General features: G+C 40.1%; 19 protein-coding genes. 9 read left to right on the forward strand and 10 right to left on the reverse strand.

Going from position 1 to position 21,536, the window contains the following annotated elements:
- The first annotated feature begins 15 nt into the window (after nt 1-15).
- On the forward strand, nt 16-2,634 hold the full coding sequence (gene glnD / locus AC0VZ4_RS14195) for a [protein-PII] uridylyltransferase (protein WP_475439978.1): 2,619 nt from the start codon (nt 16-18) through the stop codon (nt 2,632-2,634).
- 9 nt (nt 2,635-2,643) lie between these two features.
- Complete coding sequence (gene dapD, locus AC0VZ4_RS14200; protein ID WP_002958324.1) at nt 2,644-3,471, forward strand: 2,3,4,5-tetrahydropyridine-2,6-dicarboxylate N-succinyltransferase; 828 nt, start codon at nt 2,644-2,646, stop codon at nt 3,469-3,471.
- A 114-nt stretch (nt 3,472-3,585) separates the two neighbouring features.
- Here the strand turns inward: dapD and AC0VZ4_RS14205 are convergent, their stop codons facing one another.
- The 9 genes from AC0VZ4_RS14205 to pspA form a co-directional block, all read right to left on the reverse strand.
- Nucleotides 3,586-5,046 (reverse strand): hypothetical protein, encoded by a 1,461-nt coding sequence (locus AC0VZ4_RS14205; RefSeq protein WP_475439979.1) that lies wholly within the window; start codon nt 5,044-5,046, stop codon nt 3,586-3,588.
- Nucleotides 5,047-5,435: 389 nt separating this feature from the next.
- Complete coding sequence (locus tag AC0VZ4_RS14210) at nt 5,436-5,780, reverse strand: 4a-hydroxytetrahydrobiopterin dehydratase (protein WP_002958326.1); 345 nt, start codon at nt 5,778-5,780, stop codon at nt 5,436-5,438.
- A gap of 37 nt (nt 5,781-5,817) precedes the next feature.
- Nucleotides 5,818-6,615: a phenylalanine 4-monooxygenase gene (phhA, locus tag AC0VZ4_RS14215; protein WP_002958327.1), complete on the reverse strand. Its 798-nt coding sequence runs from the start codon at nt 6,613-6,615 to the stop codon at nt 5,818-5,820.
- Between the two features lie 251 nt (nt 6,616-6,866).
- On the reverse strand, nt 6,867-8,048 hold the full coding sequence (megL, locus tag AC0VZ4_RS14220) for a methionine gamma-lyase (RefSeq protein ID WP_033015311.1): 1,182 nt from the start codon (nt 8,046-8,048) through the stop codon (nt 6,867-6,869).
- Between the two features lie 151 nt (nt 8,049-8,199).
- Nucleotides 8,200-9,222, reverse strand: a complete 1,023-nt coding sequence (locus AC0VZ4_RS14225) for a TIGR01620 family protein (RefSeq protein ID WP_475439980.1) — start codon at nt 9,220-9,222, stop codon at nt 8,200-8,202.
- Entirely contained in the window at nt 9,219-10,637 is a 1,419-nt protein-coding gene (locus tag AC0VZ4_RS14230; RefSeq protein WP_475439981.1) for a YcjX family GTP-binding protein, read from the reverse strand. The genes AC0VZ4_RS14225 and AC0VZ4_RS14230 overlap by 4 nt, the downstream gene beginning before the upstream one ends.
- 63 nt (nt 10,638-10,700) lie before the next feature.
- Nucleotides 10,701-11,102, reverse strand: coding sequence for an envelope stress response membrane protein PspC (gene pspC, locus AC0VZ4_RS14235; protein ID WP_475439982.1), 402 nt, complete (start codon nt 11,100-11,102; stop codon nt 10,701-10,703).
- The gene (gene pspB, locus AC0VZ4_RS14240) at nt 11,099-11,332 is read right to left on the reverse strand and encodes an envelope stress response membrane protein PspB (protein WP_475439983.1); all 234 of its coding nucleotides are present in this window, start codon (nt 11,330-11,332) and stop codon (nt 11,099-11,101) included. Before pspB ends, pspC begins: the two co-directional genes overlap by 4 nt.
- 75 nt (nt 11,333-11,407) lie before the next feature.
- A complete protein-coding gene (gene pspA / locus AC0VZ4_RS14245) occupies nt 11,408-12,067 on the reverse strand; it encodes a phage shock protein PspA (RefSeq protein WP_007376832.1) in 660 nt (219 codons plus the stop codon).
- A gap of 186 nt (nt 12,068-12,253) precedes the next feature.
- On the opposite strand from pspA, the gene pspF reads away from it, so the two are divergent.
- From pspF to AC0VZ4_RS14280, 7 genes are all read left to right on the forward strand, one after another.
- Nucleotides 12,254-13,318, forward strand: coding sequence for a phage shock protein operon transcriptional activator (gene pspF, locus AC0VZ4_RS14250; RefSeq protein ID WP_475439984.1), 1,065 nt, complete (start codon nt 12,254-12,256; stop codon nt 13,316-13,318).
- A 15-nt stretch (nt 13,319-13,333) separates the two neighbouring features.
- Nucleotides 13,334-14,941 (forward strand): ABC transporter substrate-binding protein, encoded by a 1,608-nt coding sequence (locus tag AC0VZ4_RS14255; protein WP_475439985.1) that lies wholly within the window; start codon nt 13,334-13,336, stop codon nt 14,939-14,941.
- On the forward strand, nt 14,941-15,975 hold the full coding sequence (locus tag AC0VZ4_RS14260) for an ABC transporter permease (protein ID WP_475439986.1): 1,035 nt from the start codon (nt 14,941-14,943) through the stop codon (nt 15,973-15,975). Before AC0VZ4_RS14255 ends, AC0VZ4_RS14260 begins: the two co-directional genes overlap by 1 nt.
- The gene (locus AC0VZ4_RS14265; RefSeq protein WP_007376836.1) at nt 15,962-16,855 is read left to right on the forward strand and encodes an ABC transporter permease subunit; all 894 of its coding nucleotides are present in this window, start codon (nt 15,962-15,964) and stop codon (nt 16,853-16,855) included. The genes AC0VZ4_RS14260 and AC0VZ4_RS14265 overlap by 14 nt, the downstream gene beginning before the upstream one ends.
- Nucleotides 16,856-17,848: a peptide ABC transporter ATP-binding protein gene (locus tag AC0VZ4_RS14270; RefSeq protein WP_007376837.1), complete on the forward strand. Its 993-nt coding sequence runs from the start codon at nt 16,856-16,858 to the stop codon at nt 17,846-17,848.
- Nucleotides 17,848-18,609 carry an ATP-binding cassette domain-containing protein gene (locus AC0VZ4_RS14275; protein WP_007376838.1) on the forward strand — a complete coding sequence of 254 codons (762 nt, stop codon included), beginning with the start codon at nt 17,848-17,850 and terminating at the stop codon, nt 18,607-18,609. Before AC0VZ4_RS14270 ends, AC0VZ4_RS14275 begins: the two co-directional genes overlap by 1 nt.
- Before the next feature lie 422 nt (nt 18,610-19,031).
- Nucleotides 19,032-19,523: a VOC family protein gene (locus tag AC0VZ4_RS14280; RefSeq protein ID WP_475439987.1), complete on the forward strand. Its 492-nt coding sequence runs from the start codon at nt 19,032-19,034 to the stop codon at nt 19,521-19,523.
- 67 nt (nt 19,524-19,590) lie between these two features.
- Here the strand turns inward: AC0VZ4_RS14280 and AC0VZ4_RS14285 are convergent, their stop codons facing one another.
- On the reverse strand, nt 19,591-21,492 hold the full coding sequence (locus AC0VZ4_RS14285) for a SurA N-terminal domain-containing protein (RefSeq protein ID WP_475439988.1): 1,902 nt from the start codon (nt 21,490-21,492) through the stop codon (nt 19,591-19,593).
- Between the last annotated feature and the right edge of the window lie 44 nt (nt 21,493-21,536).

Consider the following 21,536-nt stretch of genomic DNA (forward strand, 5'->3'; position numbering starts at 1 on the left):
AAGGAGCCAGCCCACGTGGCATTACCCAACAAAGTAAAAAAGTTGCTTAGCGATGCTGAGCAACTTAGTGATTATCGCGATTGTTTTAGCTATTTTTATAAATGGCTACATAACGAATTTTCTAAGCAACCGGTTGGGAATTTAATTAATGCCCGGGCTGAGTTTATTGACCGCCTATTAATTAAGCTCTTTCATGTTTATGAGTTATCGCACGAACCTGATTTAGCGCTAATTGCTGTGGGCGGATATGGACGCGGCGAACTTCATCCTTATTCCGATATTGATTTTCTACTTTTAGTCACTGAACAACCCAGTGAAGAAATATGCGAAAAAATAGGCCAGTTTGTCACTATGCTGTGGGATCTCAACTTAGAGATTGGCCACAGTGTGCGCACCATTGAGCAAGCTATTGAGCAAAAACGTGAAGACGTTACCTTCGCCACCAGCTTGCTCGAAAGTCGGCTTATTTTTGGCAACCATATCGAGTTCGAAAAACTTAAAACCTTTGTACTAGAAACCCCTGTTTGGGGTTCTAGCGACTTTTTTGTTGCCAAAGTACAAGAGCAAAACTTACGTCACAGAAAATGCCACGGCACTGCGTATAACCTTGAACCAAACATTAAAGAAAACCCCGGTGGCCTTCGCGACTTACAAACCATCATTTGGGTTGCTAAAAAACACTTTAGAGCCGAAACACTGCAAGAGCTAATTAGCCACGGTTATCTGACTCACGAAGAGTTTCAAGAGCTATCAGAGTGCCTAGAAAACCTATGGAACATTCGTTTTGCTCTTCATTTGGCTGCAGGGCGTTCAGAAAACCGTTTATTGTTTGATCATCAACCCCAAGCCGCCGAAATTTTAGGTTTTGGCAGCGATGGTAAAGCCTCGGTTGAGCGTATGATGAAACGCTTATTTAGAATAATGAGCCGCGTACGCGAGCTTAACCAAATGCTGCTTTCGTATTTTGAACAAAGCATTTCACCACAAAACAGTGAAAATGTTGTAGAAGTACTCGACAGAAATTTTGAACGTGTTGGCCATCAAATACGCGTAAAAGATCCATCCGTATTTTTTAGACGTGACCAGCTCTTTGTATTGTTTGAGCACATCGCCGACAACCCCGAAATCACCCATATTTACCCAAGTACTATTCGTACTATTCGACAAGTACGCCGTCGTTTATTGGGTGATTTACAAGATTATGCAGCCTGTCGTGAAGCATTTTTACGCTTAGTCAAACACCCTAACGGTATGGGGCGCGCATTTACGTTAATGCACAAACACGGCATGCTTGCCGCCTACTTACCGCAGTGGCGTAATATATTTGGGCAAATGCAGTTCGATTTGTTTCATGCGTACACCGTAGATGAACACACGCATAAGTTAATCAAAAACATTTACCAATACTTTGATAAAACCGGTATTAGCGAGTTTCCTATTTGCAGTGAAATAGTCACTCGTATGGATAAACCGGAGCTACTTTATTTAGCAGGTATATTTCACGACATCGCTAAAGGCCGAGGGGGCGATCACTCAGAACTTGGCGCTGTTGATGCTATAGCCTTTGCTAAATTACATGGTTTTTCATCGGCTGATGCAAAATTAGTAGCATGGCTTGTAAGTAACCATTTACTTATGTCGGTTACCGCACAGCGTAAAGACATTAACGACCCTGCTGTAATAAAAGACTTTGCAACACGTATTAAAACAGAGCGCCAACTCGATTACCTATATTGTTTAACCGTTGCCGACATACGTGCAACCAACGACAACTTATGGAACGATTGGAAAAACACCCTACTGCGTGAATTGTACTTGCACACGCAACGCGCATTACGCCTAGGGCTTGAAAACCCAATGGATCAGCGCGACCAAATTCGCGATAAAAAGCACCAAGCTAAACAACGTCTACTCAACTTAGGTTACCCTGAGAATAAAATTGATTTAATTTGGAGTCGCTTTAAAGCGAACTACTTTACCGCCTTTAGCGAACAACAAATATCGTGGCAAAGTGAGCATTTATTAAGCAGCACCGATTTAAGCCAACCCAGTGTAATTGTATCTAACAAAGCAATGCATGGTGGTACACAAGTATTTGTATACAGCCCATACTCTGGTGCACTATTTGCGAGATTAGTGAGTGTCATTGGCTCTAAAAAAGCACAAATACAGCACGCGCAAGTGCTGACAACAAAAGACGGTTACGTCCTATTCAGCTTTGTAATACTTGAAGTAAGTGGCGACCCTATTGCAAGTGGTCGAGCGCAGTCAATTAAACGTGGACTTGAGCAAGCACTTAGCGATCCACGTAAAAAAATTCGCTTTAAAAAGAGCCGCTCTCAACGCTTTAAAGATTTTAATATTAAACCTAAAATTGTGTTGCGCCCACATGCACGCAAAGACCGTAGCTTAATAGAAATTCAAGCCGTCGATATACAAGGTTTACTAACCAAAATAGCCGAAGTTTTCCAAGCGCATTTACTGCACATTCACGCTGCCCGTATTACCACGGTGGGTGAACGTGCCGAGGATTTCTTTGTTGTATCTAATAACGAATACCAAGCGCTGACTGATGAAGAGCAAGCAAAAATTCATCAGGCATTACGTAAAAAATTCAACGCCGAAACAGAATAGAGGACACACATGTCAGATTTAAAAACGATGATCGAAAACGCATGGGACAACCGCGATAGCATTAGCCCGAGCACAGTATCAAGCGACGTAAAACAAGCTATTATCGACGCACTTGATTTACTTGATAGCGGCGCAGCACGCGTTGCTGAAAAAATATCGGGTGAATGGGTTGTACACCAGTGGCTTAAAAAAGCGGTTTTACTGTCGTTTCGTATTCGCGACAACCAACCAATGAACGACGGCGTAAACCAGTTTTACGACAAAGTACCGCTTAAATTTAGCGACTACACGCCAGAGCAATTTCAGCAAGGTGGTATGCGCGTAGTGCCAAACGCAGTAGCGCGTAAAGGCAGCTTTGTAGGTAAAAACGTCGTACTTATGCCATCGTACGTAAACATTGGCGCATACGTTGACGACGGCACTATGGTTGATACATGGGCGACTGTAGGCTCATGTGCACAAATTGGTAAGAATGTACATTTATCAGGTGGCGTAGGCATAGGCGGCGTTTTAGAGCCTCTACAAGCTAACCCAACCATCATTGAAGACAACTGTTTTATTGGCGCACGTTCTGAAATTGTGGAAGGCGTAATTGTTGAAGAAGGCGCAGTAATTTCAATGGGCGTTTACATCAGCCAAAGCACCCGTATTTATGACCGTGAAACTGGCGAAATTCACTACGGCCGCGTACCTGCAGGCGCCGTAGTTGTACCAGGCGCACTACCGTCAAAAGATGGTACTCACAGCCTTTACGCTGCAATCATCGTAAAAAAAGTAGATAAACAAACACGTGAAAAAGTAGGCATAAACGCCCTACTACGCTCAATTGATGAGTAATAGTCGGTTGGGTTGAGTGAAACGAAACCCAACGATACTTTGAAGTTAAGTGCTTTAGCTGAACTTTAATTGTATATAGAAAAGCTCTAAGCCGTTGGTTTGGAGCTTTTTTGTTTATGGCTTCAATGACTTAATTGCTTCCGTTAACTGTTTAACTATATCAATTTTTTTTTCTTCTTTAATGCTTTCAGCTTTTTCTGAAAAAACGCTCATGACCAGCTCTATTTTTGTATTTCTCTTAAAGTCTCTTATTTCATCATCGCTCATTGCACTTCTAGGCAAAGAGCCCGTTATCTGTTCCGCTAATATTGAAGCTTTTAACATATTCATTTTATTTTCACTAACTGAAACAATATTTTTAATGAGTAAGAATAATAGAGCTGAAATAGTACCAATTATTAATGTTGTCGCAGTAATTAAGGGCAGCCGACTCAAAAGTATATTCCAAGCCGAAGCTTTTGGATTAGCATCAAACAAATCAGAAAAAGTAACCGCGTTATGGTATAGACAAGTAAATATAGCAGCTAAAAAAGAAATAAGGCCTAAAGAAAGCCAATAGTATTTTTCAATTTGACCTTTACTTTCAGCAGAAAAGCCCTTCATGTCTAGAGTTGTTACATTTATATCAGCTTTTGCTTTAATTAATTGCTCTTGTAAGTTACTTAGTTCGTCTCTAGAGGTGTTTAGCTGTTCCGATGCATCTATAGATTGTTCTTTAACAAGTTTAAATTGACTTCTCTCTGACTCAATTTGACCCTGAAGCACCTTCAGTTGATTACTTTTTTTATCGTTCTCAGCTTGAGCTTCTTCTAAACTATTTGTTTCACTTTTAATATCAGCTCGAATACGTTCAATTACTTTTGCTTCTTTCTCTATGCTGTGTTCTAGGCGGTTTTTTTCATTTAGTGAAGATTCAAGTTGTGATTCAAGTGAATTTAGCCTTTTCTTTTGCTCGCTAAGAAAATTGTTAACCTTAAAGACCTCTCCATCAACCTCTTCTTTTAAAATATTAGATGATAAAATTATATCTTCATGAGCTTGAGCAATTTTTGTAAGTATTTTCCCATCGTGATAATAAGCTTCAAGGTCTAGAGCCTCAGCCGACATAAAAGTGCTATGGGTAGGTAATATAGCGCCCAAAATAACTTCATCTACTACATATTTAAGATTGGCTTGAATTCTAGAGCTTCTTAAATTGGTAGGCATTCTTTTTGCAAAAATAACTTTTTTTATAGTATGTTTATAAGAAATAAGCCTTAAAGCCTGACTCTTTTCATCTGTTATATTTTTATCGTTATTACAAAATACTTCAGAGACCAAATACGGCTTATCAAAAAGAATTATTCTTTCGCCAGTAAGAGCAGCTAGTTCATAATTCGTTTTTTCTAATAGAGAAAGCTCATTTTCAATCAAATTTTGATCAACAATATCTTGGTTATATTTTATTCTTTTCGACTTACTCGATATTTGAAAATATTGTTCATTAACAACTTTCGTGAACTTCCTAATAGACTCATCAACTTTAATTGAATCAATAACATTAATAGCAAATAAGCTATTGTCCTTGGTTTCCATAAAATAACATTCCTGTTCAGATCGATATTATAATTAAGCTTTAAAGAAAATCACTATGTTAACGGCTATTATAAAAAGCTTATATAACTGTAATATACATCATAATTCCAAGGCAAGGTGATAATCAATTCTTAAAAAAACATACATATTTTAAGCACTAATTAGTAAAGAAGCTTCCATAATTTCAAGAAAAATAAAACTCATTTATTATTAATATATATCGAGTGAACCTAAGACACCGTAACTGTATAATTCGTTAGATTTCGTTTCACTCAACCTACGCCGATAAAATTAATACCGAGCTGCTGCTCATTGTTAGCAACAACCTCCCAAAACCAAAAAAGCACTTATAAAATAAGTGCTTTTGGGTTTGCTCAATTAATTTTTAATTACAGCGCGTTAAATACGTCGTCTGTTTTAGCTGCGCAAATAAAATCGTTTTTGTGAAGGCCTTTAATTGAATGACTCCACCATGTAACGGTTACTTTGCCCCACTCGGTTAATAAACCTGGGTGGTGGCCTTCGTCTTCTGCCATGTCGCCTACTTTGTTAGTAAACGCGATAGCCTGTTTGAAGTTTTTAAATTTATAAACTCGCTCAAGCTGCATAATGCCGTCACGTACTTCTGGTACCCAGTCTGGGATTTTAGTAATTAATTGTGCTAACTCTTCGTCAGATACTTTTGGCGCATCTACATGACAGGCTTCGCATTTTTGTGCACTTAATGAAGACATTCTAAATCCTTACTTTTAGCTTTTTTAGCATTAATGTTTAACTGGCTAATTTTTCTTTTGGTGGAAATTTTGGGTCGTGCAAACCAAGCTCTTTAGCTCGCTCAACCAAAGTCATAATATCCATTTGCGATATATCAAACAGATCATGAATCGAATTTATGGTGTAGTACTGTGGTTGCATAATATCAATACGGTACGGCGTACGCAGTACATCAAGCACATTCATTGGGCTGATTTCTGGCGTATTTGAGTATACGTACTGAGTCTCCCCTGGGCTTGATAAAATACCGCCGCCGTAAATACGCAGACCGTCTTCGGTTTGCATTAAACCAAATTCAACCGTAAACCAGTATATACGCGCAAGGTATACACGGTCCTTTTTCTGCGCTGCGTAACCTAATTGCCCGTACTTATGCGTAAACTCGGCAAAGTCAGGGTTAGTTAGCATGGCGCAATGGCCAAATATTTCATGAAAAATATCTGGCTCTTGTAGGTAGTCAAATTCTTCGCGGCTACGAATAAATGTAGCTACCGGAAACTGCTTGTTTGCCAGTAATCTAAAAAACTCATCAAAGTCGATAAGCGCAGGTACTGGTGCAACTTGCCAACCGGTAGTGGCTAGTAACACTTCGTTTAGCTCGCTTAACTGCGGGATACGATCGTGCGGCAGGTTAATCTTTTTTAACCCTTGCATGTACTCGTTGCAGGCTTTGCCTTCAATGCATGCAAGTTGGCGCGCTACAAGCTCAGACCAAATTTTATTTTCTTCATCACTCCAGTGTATAACACCATTTTCGTCTGGTGTTTTGGATGTGTATTTACTTGCTTTAGCCATAAGTACCTTCTTGGGTGTGAGCCCTAAATCGGTGTCAGTGTGATACTCAAACCTAATGAATATCGAATGACCCCATACTATGCAAAAGTGAAGAAAAGTTTAATAGATAGGCTAATATCAGTATTTAGCGCGATCACCTATATCGTAAAGTTAAAATCACACCTGTGGCACATTAAAAATACAGGCCTTTAAATAAAGGCCTTTAAATAAAGGCCTACAACCTACTTTAACGTGTATACAATTAAATACACCTAACCAATTTTAGTAAAAGCTTGGTCTAAATCACTAATAATGTCGTTAACATCTTCAAGCCCAACCGAGAGTCTGATCAGCCCATCACTTATTCCAGCCGCAGCACGCTCCTCTGGCGTATAAGGCGAGTGAGTCATAGATGCAGGATGCTGAATTAGTGTTTCAGCGTCGCCGAGGCTTACTGCAAGTGTACAAAGTTTCATACTATCAATAAATTGTGCGCCATCTTGTAGCGTGCCTTTTATTTCAAACGCAATAACACCACCAGCGGCTTTCATTTGGTTACCAATAAACCTATAACCTGGGTGCGATTTAAGCCCCGGGTAATATACGGTGCTTACTTGTGGATGCGCTTCTAGATATTGCGCTATTGTTTGTGCGCTTTGACAATGGCGCTCTATTCTAATAGCGAGTGTTTTTAGGCCTCGATTAATTAGCCATGCATCGTGCGGGCTTATGGTTGCACCAATGTCTTTTAGTACGGTCATTTTAATGTGTGTTATGTGCTCAAGCGATCCACATACAATACCGGCGACTACGTCTCCGTGGCCGTTTAAGTACTTGGTCGCACTGTGCATAATAATGTCGATACCGTATTTTTTGGGTGATTGCAGTAGCGGCGTTAAAAAGGTGTTGTCGACCACACTAATTAAGTTGTGCTCTTTAGCAACTGCGCCAATGAGTGCCAAATCAATAACCGCCATAGTGGGGTTGATTGGCGTTTCTACAAATATCATTTTTGAATTAGGTTTGATGGCAGCGCGTAGTTCGTCCTCATTGGTCATATCAACAAAGGTGACTTCGATTCCCCAGCGCGGCAACATGTGCGAGAAAAACGCAAAGGTACAACCATACAAAGCACTTGAGGCAACAAGATGATCTCCTTGCGATAAAAAGCTCAGTACTGAGGCAGATACAGCCCCCATACCTGTTGCGGTTGCAGCAGCTGCTTCACAGCTCTCTAGTTGAGCAACTTTTTGTTCAAGCTCTGTGGTTGTAGGGTTTCCTAAGCGCGTATAAATATAGCCAGGTTCGTCGCCTGCAAAACGCGCAGCACCTTGAGCGGCATTTTCAAAATGAAAGGTAGAGGTTTGATACAAAGGAGAAGTGAGTGCGCCGTGCGGGTCGTTTGCTTTTTGTGGTCCGTGAATACACTGGGTGTTTATATGATGCTTGCTCATTGTAGGCTCATTTTTTTGATTATTATGTTTTTGCGATTCAACAATCAAAACGTATGCGCTTACAAACAGCAAGCATGCCGGATGCTCAGATGGCTATTTGTGTAAAAACCATGCAGCGCACGTTTGTACACAAATATTGCCACTACCTTTACTACGTTGGTTCCGCCTTTTTGCGGCTCATAATTTTACCTGCGATGCTTTGCACAGTGCCTTTTAGTAAGCTGCGTTTGTTTTCAAGCCTTGGTAATGGGCGACTAAGCTCCATTGCTTTGTAACCAATACGCGCTGTAAAAATACCAGCACTGGCCCCTTGCGCTGCCCGCCCCGAAAGCTTACCTAAAAGCTCAGCACTTAGTGCAGTTGCAGCAAGGTCAGATACAAGCTCTGCACTGCCAACAAACATTACTTGTTTTATCAGCATACGGTATAACTTTATACGGCTCGCGTAGCCAAAACCAATGCCGTAAATTTTACCAATTTGTTCTATTAACTTAGTACCGCGCCAAAGCACAGCCATCATATCCACCAGCGCAAGTGGGCTTAGGGCAACTAGCAGTGCAGATTCAGTCGCAAAACGATTTATAAGCTTTTTAGCTTTGGTGTCTTGGGTTATTAATAAACTATTGGCGTACAGCGTCATTATTTCTTTGTCGCTGTGATGCGTAGCTACTTGATCTTTAAAGGTTTCAAAGTTATCAAGCTCCTGGTGTTTATTGAGCTTTTCAAGCCAAGGTAATGCACCGCCTACTTGCTCGCTGTTTAAAAGTCTGTCGGCTTCAACTCGGTGCAATTGGTTACGCTTTAAACTGCGCAGCATTCGGTACTCTCGCCACAATAAGCGCCCTATTAGGAGCACGCCACTTACAACCGCGGTTAAATAAACGCTGCCTAAAATAATTGACTGCTCGAAAGCAAATACTAACGAGTATGCAAACTCTAAAAGCACCAGCACTATAAAGCTCATAGCAAAAACACCTTTGAGCGTTTGCCATTTTGACTTTTTGTATACAGGCTCCAGATCTATTTCTGGCTCTAGTGCTTCATCTTCAAGCTCTTCGTAATCACTTTGCCCGTGCTGAATAATTTTTGCAGGTGCTAAAACGGGTTCGTTTTGCTCAATGCTTTGCGTATCTATGCGACGCCCTGCTTGAAATGGTTGGTTTGACTCACTCATGTTAATTTGTCTCCTAGCAGGTACTGCATGACATGATCTAATCGAATATGTTTTAGTTGTTTATCGGGGCTCGGCATTGGAGAGAACGATAAAAACTCAAATCCCTGTGCTGGCCACTCATTTTTATTAAGCATCCGCGAGGGAGGTTGGGGCGGTAAATACGTAAGCCAATCAGGCTCGTGTAATGGTTTGCCGTAAATGCAGTCAAGCGTTTGGCCTTTGTCGGCAATTTGGCGAGGCTGCGTGGCTGTAATTGACGACATAGCCATGGTTTCTATTTTTACACCATCAAACTTTAAGTGATTACTTTGCTCATGCACGAGCGAATCAAGTAGCAGTGCTAAATCTTTATGGTGCTTAGCACTTATATGATCTGACTTATTAGCTGCAAATAATATTTTGTCTATGTTGGGCTTAAATAAACGTTTAAAAAAGCCCGATTCACCATAGTTAAAGTGTGCGAGTAATTGGTTTATTACACTGCTTTGCTCTTGGAGTGTTTCGTGCCCTTCGTTTAATGCACTTAGTACATCTACAAGTACAATTTGGCGATCAAAGTGCCTAAAATGCTCATTATAAAATGGTTTTACGACTTCTTTTATATAGGCGTTAAAGCGCTTAATTAAATGCGCTAAATTAGAACCCGCAACAACATCGTCACTGTTTACCTCACCCGATACCGGGAAAAACAATAATAATGGTGCGCCTTGTAAGTCGCCAGGCATAAGCATGCGCCCAGGTTGCAACATGGCAAGTTTGGTGTATTTTTTAAGCCCTACTAACATGCTTTGATAAAGCTGAGCAATATGAGCAAGTGCGTTTTCATCAACGGGAGCGTTTAAGTCAAGTTGATCAACGGCCATTAAGAAATCGCTTGATGTGTTTACGCGCGAAGGCTGAGTTAATAATGGATATTGCTGCTCGCACCATTGAGCATAGCTTTGCTCAAGCATAGGTAAATCAAGGAGCCATTCACCCGGGTAGTCAATAATATCTAAATAAAGTGTTGATTGCGGCGAAAAATGGCCGCGCAGCCCTGCGTTACTTTGATACTTTATTGCCAAGCGCAGCGTATTAATACGCTCGGTAGATGCAGGCCATGTAGGCATCCCATCGCTGGGTAATAATGAGTTTAGCGCGCGCGTATAATTAAACGTAGGGACTTTTAACGCCTCTTGCGGCACAACTTTAGTGGCCACATGGCGATGCTCGCGCATTACATCAAAAAAAGGTAAGTTTTTATCGTCCGCTTGGGTTGTTAAATGTTTAACAAGCGCGGTAATAAAGGCTGTTTTACCGCTACCACTTAGGCCTGTTACGGCTAGTTTTACGTGTTGGTCTAAACCGCGATGAAGGGCTTTTTGTGCTTTGCCTTTAATACTTTTAAAGGTCTTTTTTGCGAATGATTGGCTCATAAAGTGTCTTGCACCTAATTTGCCGTAATTTATCACGCTGCAAATAAGGTGCTATTAAATCCTTTAAAGTTTGTTAATTTCACGACTCACCGTAAACTCGCTTGAAGTTACATGGCGCTCCATATCTTGAAGGCGAGTATCTACACGCGTTAAACGCTCTTTTAAATCTTGCAATGCGCGGCGCGGCGGCTCGCCTTTTTGCCATACTTTAAATTTTACTTCTAGCGGATCGTCATGTTTAGTTGAGTTGTTAGTTTGCGCTGTTGCGGGCTCTTTTTTATCTAAAATGAACCAAGCTGCAATATACGCTACCACAAATAATGGGCCACCCGTTAGCAGTACCGCACTAACAAATATAATGCGAACTAACCATAACTCCATATTAAAGTAGTCACTTAATCCCGCACATACTCCGGCTATTTTACCGCGTTGTGGGTCTCTTAATAATTCGCGTTTGGCACTCATATTTTGCGTCTCCATTGTGGTGACTCTTGATCAAGCAATGCTTCAAGTGTTTCTAATCGTTCAGCCATTTTTTCAGCTTTGTGTGCAAGCTCAAGTAATTGGCGATGTTCGTGCTCACTTAAACCTTGGCTTACTTGTTTTTTGCTACGGTAGTGCAAAATTAGCCACAGCGGAGCAACAAAAATCATAAACATAACAAATGGTACAATTATTACGTCTGAATCAAACATAATCCTCTCCTGACAATCCGTATTTGATGTTTTTAAGCAATGGGGCACATGGGCCCCATATGTTTTTATATGTAATTATTTATCAGCTAACTTCTTTTTAAGTTCGGCTAGCTCATCATCTATCTTTTCATTTTTTTGTAGGTTAGCAATTTCATCCGCTAACGTCTTTTTACCTAAATCGTACGACTCAATTTGAGATTCTAGTCCATCAATTTTGGTTTCGTAACGTTCAAAGCGGTTAAGTGCTTCTTCTACTTTTGAGCTATCAAGTGTCTTTTTCACTTCAAGGCGCGACTCAGCCGAACGTTGGCGAAGTATAATCGCTTTTTGACGAGATTTAGCATCTGCTAGCTTTTCTTGTAGCGTCGTTACTTCTTGCTGTAATTTCTCAATATGAGACTCTACATGTTCAAGCTCACTCGCTACTGAAGCAACTGCATCTGCCGACTTTTGCTTTTCAAGTAAGGCTGAACGCGCTAAATCGTCGCGGTCTTTACTTAAAGCCAGTTCGGCTTTATCTTGCCAATCACTTACTTGTGCTTTAAGCGTATCTAAGCGGCGTACAATTTCTTTTTTCTCAGCCAATGTTTTAGCTGATGTAGAACGTACTTCAACAAGCGTGTCTTCCATTTCTTGAATAATCAGACGAACCATTTTTTCTGGGTCTTCTGCTTTATCTAAAATGGCGTTGATATTAGAATTAACAATATCTGCAAAACGTGAAAAAATTCCCATAACATTTACCTCTGTAATTAAAACTTAGTTAGTCTGCTATAACTAGTATCAATATGCTTGCCAACTTTTTAAAAGATAAAATACACTTTATTTTCATTAAGTTAAACTAAATATACAAATTTCTTTAGTTCTCCCTAATTATGAAATACACTAACAGTTAGTAAAAATGACCAAGAGTTAGGAAATATGAGCCAATATCGCCAACAGGATAATTTACTCGGCCAATCAGATAGCTTTCTGTCTGTATTAGATCAGGTATCGCAACTGGCTAATTTAGATAAACCGGTACTTATTATTGGTGAACGCGGCACAGGTAAAGAACTAATAGCAGCACGCTTACACTTTTTATCAAAACGCTGGGATCAAAACTACGTAAAGCTTAACTGTGCAGCGCTTAACGAGAACCTACTCGAAAGTGAATTATTTGGCCACGAAAGCGGTGCTTTTACGGGGGCAAGCAAACGCCACGAAGGTCGTTTTGAACGCGCTAACAGCGGCACACTGTTTTTAGATGAATTAGCTAATACCTCAGCTATGGTACAAGAAAAACTGCTGCGCGTTATAGAATACGGTGAGTTTGAACGTGTTGGCGGCAAACAAACTGTAAAAGTAGATACCCGCTTAGTATGTGCGACAAACGAAGATCTTCCTTATTTGGCCGAGCAAGGTGAATTTAGAAGTGATTTACTCGATCGGCTTGCCTTTGATGTAATTACGCTACCACCACTGCGCGAACGCCAAGACGATATTATGCTTCTTGCTGAGCAGTTTGCGATGAATATGGCGCGCGATTTAGAGTGGGAACTGTTCAGCGGTTTTACCCGAAGCTCAACAGAAACACTGCTTAGCTATGATTGGCCTGGTAATATTCGTGAACTTAAAAATGTGGTTGAACGTAGTTTGTATCGCCATGGCAGTGAACATATCCCCGTTCACCAGATTATTTTAGACCCATTCGATAGCCCATTTAGACCAAAAGCGCGTATTAAAGTACCTATAGCGGCTCAACCTGTTAATGCCGAGCCTATTGTTGTTGCGCCGCCGATTACTCAAGCAAGCAGTAATATAGCCGTTGATATTCAATTTCCGTGCAGCTTAAAAGAGCGTTCAAACGACTTTGAAATAAACATGATTAATAAAGCACTCGAACATAGCCAATTTAATCAAAAGAAAACTGCAGAAGTACTTGGTTTAACGTATCATCAATTACGTGGTTATCTTAAAAAATACAATTTGTTGGATCAACAATAGTTAGAGGTTATGCGGGTGCATAAATTATTACTTACTTTACTAGCGGTCACCTTAGTAGGTTGCATTGATAACAAAGAAGAAGTCATAGAAGAAAAAAACCAAGGCTTAGTTTATTGCGCTGAAGCTAACCCTGTGTCGTTTAATCCACAAGTTACGACCACAGGTTCTACTATTGATATTATTGCCAACCAGCTATACGACCGCCTAATTAGCATTGACCCTGTTACGGCAGAGTTTCAAAGTGAGCTGGCAACCGATTGGAAAATAAGTAAAGACGGTAAATCTATTACCTTCACATTGCGCAAAGGTGTGAAATTTCATACAACCGCTTATTTTACCCCTACCCGAGATTTTAACGCCGACGACGTTATATTTACCTTTAGCCGACTATTCGATGTATACAATCCATATCACTTTGTGGGCGATGCCAATTACCCGTATTTTCAAAGTGTGGGGATTGATCAACTTATTCGTAAAATTGTGCGTGTTACTGATCATCAAGTTCGTTTTGAATTGTTTAATCCTGAAAGCAGCTTTTTAGCTAATATGGCCACCGACTTTGCCGTGGTGCTTTCAGAAGAATACGCCATGAAACTTAAGAAAAATAATCAAGAAAACTTATTTGATCAGTACCCTATTGGCACCGGACCATATATTTATAAAGAATATCGCCGAGATCACCTCGTACGCTTTTACCGAAACCCACTTTATTGGAAGCACGACGTCGCACTTGAACAATTGGTTTACGACATAACGCCTAACGGCACTACGCGCATAGCAAAAATGCTGACCAAAGAATGCGATGTAACGGCTCATCCAAGTAGTGCGCAATTGAGTATTTTAGCGCAACGCGACGATATTAACGTTGAAAAAGAAACAAATTTAAATATTGGTTACTGGGCTTTTAATACGGAGCGCGCCCCGTTTGACGACTTACGTGTACGCCAAGCACTTGCCCACGCCATTGATATCGATAAAATTATGCAAGCTGTATATTATGGTAATGGTACACGTGCACAATCTATTTTACCGCCAACCTCATGGGCATTTGAGCCACAAGCAAACATGCCAAGTTTTGATCCAGAACTTGCTAAAAAGTTATTAATTGAAGCTGGGTTACCAGATGGTTTTGATATGACTATTTGGGCGATGCCTGTAAGCCGTATTTATAACCCGAATGCAGGAAAAATGGCAGAACTAATGCAAAGTGACTTACGTAAAATAGGTGTTAATGTCAGTATTGTAGAGTATGAATGGAATACGTTTATTCAACGTATTGGCGAGCACAAGCATGATAGTGTATTGCTTGGTTGGGCCGCTGATACACCTGATCCGGATAACTTTTTTAGCCCTCTTTTAAGTTGCACTGCAACCTTTACCGGTAAAAATCCTGCTAACTGGTGCAATCCGCAATTTGATTTATTACTTACAAAAGCGCTCGATACGACTGATTTAAACATGCGAAAAAAATACTACGATGATGCACAAAGCTTAATTATCGACGAGTTGCCATTGCTGCCTATTGCACATGGCTTACGTTTTCAAGCCAGTAGCGCAGACGTTGAAGGCATAACGCTTGGCCCATTTGGTGCAATTTCACTAGCTAATGCGAGGAAAAAATAATGATCTTAGATTATATTTTACGTCGTTTAGGTTTATTGCTTTTTATGACCCTAATGCTGAGTGTTTTTACATTTTCAATTAGTTATTTGTTCCCAGGCGATCCATTAAGTAATTTAAGTGGTGTACCAAGTAGTAACTTTGCTCAACACAGTGAGCTTGAAGATAAATATTTATATAACAGTAACTATTTTGTGCAATATATAGCCTTTTTAGGACGAATATTCCAAGGCGATTGGGGGCTTTCTTTTGCATCAGGTGACAATGTATTTAGCCATATTGTTGATTTATTACCCGCTACACTAGAACTAAGTGTTTATGCATTAATTGTATCGATTGTCGTTGGCGTACCCGCTGGCATTTTAGGTTCTGCGTACTATAAACGTTGGCCTGATAAACTTATAAATTCAACCACTATGGTTGGTTATTCCATGCCCGTATTTTGGTTAGCACTATTGCTTATTATGGTTTTTTCTCTCAAACTGGGCTGGTTTCCGATGTCGGGAAGAATGGGGTTACTTTATGAGATCCCCGCCGACACAGGCTTTATTTTAATTGATATTGCATTAGCTGGATTTCCATATAAAGGAATGGCATTTTTAGACGCCCTGCGCCATTTAACAATACCCACAATTGTGCTCGCCATGTATCCGACCACTGTATTAGTGCGCTTTACTCGTGAGTCTATGCTTAAAGTTATGGACCAAAGTTTTATTAAAACCGCAAGGGCTAAAGGCCTTAACCGCCGACAACTTATAATTCATCATGCACTGCGCAATGCGCTATTACCGGTAATTAAACAAATTGGTTTGCAATTTAGTACGCTAATAACGCTTGCGATGATTACTGAAGTTATTTTTTCGTGGCCCGGCATTGGCCGCTGGCTTATCGATAGTATTTATCAACGCGATTATCCAGCTATACAAGGCGGCTTAATGGCAGTGTCACTATTTGTTATATTAGCCACTATTATTGCAGAGCTTACTTATACGCTATTCGATCCACTCTCGCGGAATCAAGCCCATGGCAAAGTTTAATATATTTTCTGAAGAGTCGAATAAATCGCCACTTGCACGATTTTGGCGTAAATTTAAAAATAATCACCCTGCGTTAGTTGGCTTGTGGATATTTGTAGCATTTGCTTTACTTGCCGCCAGTGCTCCACTTTTAGCACCGTACGGTGTTAACCAACAGCATAGTGATGCATTACTTATTCCGCCTTCGTGGCGGGAAATGGGTGATGTACGCTTTATCTTAGGTACTGATGACTTAGGCCGCGATGTACTTTCGCGTTTAATGAATGGTGCAACTTACACATTTGGCCTCTCTGTTGTCGCCGCGCTTATTACAACTATTATTGGTGTATTAGTAGGTACATTTGCAGGTATCAGCCGAGGTATTCGCTCAAGTTTTTTAAATCACTTACTTGATATAACGCTCTCTATACCTTCTTTGTTACTGGCTATTATTATCATAGCAATTTTAGGCCCAGGCTTAATGAACACGGTATGGGCAATTATTTTAGCGCTATTACCACAATTTATTCATTCAATCAGAAACCTAATTGTTGATGAACTAAACAAAGATTATATTACCGCGTTTAGGCTCGATGGTGCGTCTAACTGGCATATTATATCACGCGGTATCTTTCCTAATATTTATGAGCACATTGTAGTTATATTTACGATGGCGCTCTCCACTGCAATTTTAGATATTTCTGCATTAGGTTTTTTAAAGCTTGGTGCTCAGCCACCTACCACTGAATGGGGAGCTATTTTAGCCGAAAATTTAGGGCTAATTTATTTGGCACCATGGACTGTTGCGCTGCCAGGCGTACTGTTATTTTTAGCTGTGTTATCGACTAATTTAGTAGGCGATGGCCTGCGACAAGTGTTAAAAGCACGTAAGGCTGATTAAATGCAATTACTTGATGTTCGAAATTTAACCATTGAGCTGCGTACCTCAGAAACGATAATTAGAGCCGTTGACAAGGTAAGCTTTAGCTTAAAAGAAGGCGAAGTACATGCCCTTGTAGGTGAGTCTGGTTCTGGTAAAAGCTTAATTGCAAAAGCAATTGTGGGTGTACTAAACGAACGCTGGAATATTACTGCCGACCGTATGCATTGGCGTGGTGTTGATTTAATGCGCTTAACACCCGAGCAACGCCGTAAAACGGTAAGCCAAGATATTGCCATGATCTATCAAGACCCTAGCCGTTGTCTTGACCCTACAGCAAAAATGTTTGATCAAATAGCCGAAACCTTGCCTGAAAACCCAACAAAGGGGTTTTTCTTAAAACGTAACCGCGAGCGAAAAGACAGAGTAAAAGCGCTTATTCATAAAGTGGGCATTAAAAATCATGAAGCCGTGCTGGATAGCTATCCACATGAGCTCTCAGAAGGCGTATGTCAAAAAGTAATGATTGCAATGGCCATAGCCCGCACACCAAAGCTTTTAATCGCTGATGAGCCCACTACAGCACTAGAAAGTACCACTCGCGCACAGGTATTTAGGTTGTTGAAAAGTTTAAACCAGCTAAAAAACATGTCGATTTTGATGATTTCTCACGAATTAGAAGAAATTGCACATTGGTCACATGGGATCCATGTTTTATATTGCGGGCAAATGGTTGAAGCTGGCCCAACTCACAAAATTTTTAGTCAGCCTCGCCACCCTTATACACAAGCTTTATTAAAAAGCCTACCTGATTACGAACAAGGCCTAGCTCATAAAGAGCCCTTTTACGCATTAAAAGGCACCATACCTACATTACAGCATTTACCGATAGGTTGCCGATTAGGGCCACGCTGCCCACAGGCTCAAAAAGCCTGCGTAGTTACACCTAAGCTTACAAAGCACAACGGGCACAGCTACGCGTGTCATTTCCCGCTGATTAAGGATATGAGATAATGCAACCAGTATTGAAAGTACAAGCTTTGTCTAAAACATTTAATATTCGTGCAGGCTTATTTAGTCGTAAAAAATTTGCGGTACTTAAAAATATTTCATTTTGCATTGGCAAAGGTGAAACTATTGCTGTTATAGGCGAAACGGGAGCGGGTAAAAGCACACTTGCCAAACTGCTTTCAGGCGCTGACAGCGCAGACTGCGGACAGATCTTATTAGAAGGCAATATTATTGAAGATAACGGTATTCGTGATAATCAGTGTCGCTATATTCGTATGATTTTTCAAGATTCAGCGGCCTCTCTTAATCCAGGTTTAACCATTGGTGATACGCTTGATGACTGCCTACAATACAATACTGACTTTGATAAAGCTGAACGGACTGAAAAAATTAGCGCTACGCTGTCAAAAGTTGGATTATTAGTCGATCACCAACATTACTATCCACACATGTTTAGTGTGGGGCAATTACAGCGCGTAGCACTTGCTCGTGCGTTAATTTTAGATCCAAAGGTTGTTGTACTTGATGAGGCACTATCATCACTAGACCCTTCTGTTCGTGCACAAATAGTTAATCTACTTCTCAAATTACAACAAGAAACAGGCCTGACATATGTGATGATCACTCATCATTTAAGCTTAGTTCGTCATATTAGCGACCAAGTTCTTGTACTTGATAAGGGAGAAGTCGTTGAATATGGCGCCACTGAAGTTGTTTTCCAAACACCTCAATCGAAAATAACCCAACGTTTATTAAGCTGTTAAAACAGCATTTTTTTCGCATCTAACCTGAACTCTGGTTAAGAGATTTACTATCATATTGAATCATGGTGATATTTAAATTTAATTTCTCTAGCCAGAAATTTCCAGTGAAAACAAGGCGAATTTACGCGTCAATAGCTGCTCGAGATAGATTTACTATCCAGCGTTCAGGTTATCTATTCTGCTTTGTAATATAACCTCGTTTATTAAGGTCTCTTGTTAAATACACTGCATTTAACAGTTATACCAATTCGCTTAATTAAGTGATCTATTTTGAAGTAAGAAAATCGTGTCGATAACAAAGCAAAAATTTCGTTATTTAGTTGTTCTATATCAGAAATTTTTAACGCTATTAACGCCAGATTTAATCCCTCAAACTGATTAAGTATTATTGCGGATTGGTATTAATACTACAAAGAGGATTTATGTTAAAAAAGACACTACTCGCTAGCATTTCATCGCTATTACTTTTATCAACAACGGTTATCGCCGATGTAGCACCTAATTCAAATGTTAAAAACTGGGTTGGCGGAGTTGACCACTTAGGATTAACCGTGTCAGACCTTGATTCGTCTAAAGTTTTTTTTACTGACGTACTTGGTTTTAAAGTGCTCGGGAGTGACCCAAGTTACCCAGCTTACTTTTTATCAAACGATAAAATAACGATTACGTTGTGGCGTGTTAAAAATGATGAAAAACGTGTGGAGTTTAATCGAGCAGAAAATGTGAGGTTACACCACTTAGCACTCAGTGTTGAGAGTATTGAAAAGTTAGCGCAGCTACACGATCATTTAAAAACGCAAAATAATATTAAAATAGAGTTTGCACCAGAAAACTTAGGTAAAGGTCCAACCCAACATATGATGATAAGAGAGCCTAGCGGCAATCGAATTGAGTTTATTGCCAGAGGTAATTAATACCAACTATATTGAAGACAATAAAAAAGGCGCTTTAAAAGCGCCTTTTTTTTATGAGCTAAATTAATTACTCAACGGGTTGTGCAACCGTTGGTAAGTTAAGCTCAGCATTCGCTTTTAACGCTTCAATAAATACCATGTAGTTTTTATTAGCTTGCGCCATAGTGATACTTTGCTTTGCTTGTGGGTCAATATTAGCTGTAACTTGTGCATCTGTTACCGACTTAAGTGCAACAATTGCAGCATCACCATTATTTAAATCAACTACTTCAAACACTGCAGAACCTGCAGGATGAGCCATTTTAAATGCTTTAGTTACAATTGCTGGCGAAACAGTATAGCTTTGACGTGTTAATTGCGCTTCTTGGCGAAGTGTTAAGCTTTGCTCATTGGCTACATCACTTAAACTCTTACCTGCTTTTACTTCTGCAAATAAGCTACGTGCTTTATCTTTAGCAAGCTCAGATGATTTTTCATTAACTAAACGTGCTTTAATTTGCTCGCTTACTTCACTTAGTGGCTTAGTGGCAGCTGGTTTGTGTTCATTTACACGAACAATAATCGCATGCTCATCGCCAAGCTCAATAACTTCAGAGTTAACTTTATCTTCCAGTAAATCAACTGACGATAACGCAGCAATTACAGATGGCGTATTTAACGGCTCTGGTAATGCGTTAATTGCTAAAAGCGGCGTTGATTTAATCTCTACCTCTGCAACTTCGGCAGCATCGTCTAAGCGATCTGAAATTTCAAATGCTAGTGCACCCATTTCAGTTTGCTTTTCGTAAAAGGCATCTATTTTTTCAGCTTGTTCAAGCTCCGCACGTAAATCAGCTTTAACATCATCATATGCTTTAACTTGTTGCGGCTGAATATCAGTAAGTTTAATTATGTGGTAACCAAACTCTGATGCTACAACCTCTGAAAAGTCACCTTTATTTTTAAGCGTAAATGTCGCGTCTTCAAATGCAGGGTCCATTACATCGCGTTCAATCCACTCAAGATCGCCGCCCATTTCACCACTAACAATATCATCAGATGATGACTCTGCTAATTCAGCAAAATCTGCACCTTGCTCTAATTGTGCGTGCAGTGCATTGGCTTTTTCTTTTGCTGCATCATCGTCTTCGCTGTTATCGATTAAGATATGTGAAACACGGCGTTTTTCTGGCTCAACGTATTGTGCCTTATTTTGATCGTAATACGCTTTAACATCATCTTCAGTAACTGACTCAACCGTAATATCTGTGGCTTTAAGCTCAATATAATTAACTGAGATAAGTTCTGGCGATAAAAACTGTGATGCATTTAGCTCGTAGTAATCAGATACTTCTTGCTCTGATACTTCAACACTTGCTGCTAGCGCTTCTTTGTTTACAACTAAGTAATCAATGCTGCGCGTTTGCTGCTGTAGAGAAATAGCGCTTTTAAGCTCGTTCTCAAGAGCAAAGTCAGTACCGGCTACGGCAGTAACAAGTTGACTGCGCGTCATATCTTTACGAAGGTATTCACGAAATGCATCTGGTTGAAAATTCATTTGACGAATAACTTGTAGGTAACGGTCGTTATTAAACTGCTCACCTACTTGAAAATACGGTAATTCTAAGATTGTTTTACGTACACTTTCGTCGCTTACGCGAAGGCCTAAATCAGCCGCTAGCTGTGATTGCAATTCTTGTTGTACTAAGCGGTCAACTACACCTTGACGTATTTGTGCCATGTAATTTGGATCTGCAGAAATTTGTGCAAAATATTCACCAAATTGTTGTTCTAATCGACTACGCTCATTTTGGAACGCACGATTAAATTCAGTTTGGCTAATTTTAATTCCATTTACTTCAGCAACAGGTTGTTCCGTGGTTTGACCTAGGTAACTACCAATCCCAGCTAAAGCAAAAGATAAAATCACCGCGCCTAAAATTATTTTGGCTACAGGTCCTTGTGAACCTTCTCTGATTTTCTCAAGCATTTGTTTATCTCTTTTTGATCAAGGTTTTTACCTTGTCACATGTA

This window comes from Pseudoalteromonas sp. QJM3NY_22, assembly GCF_056173065.1.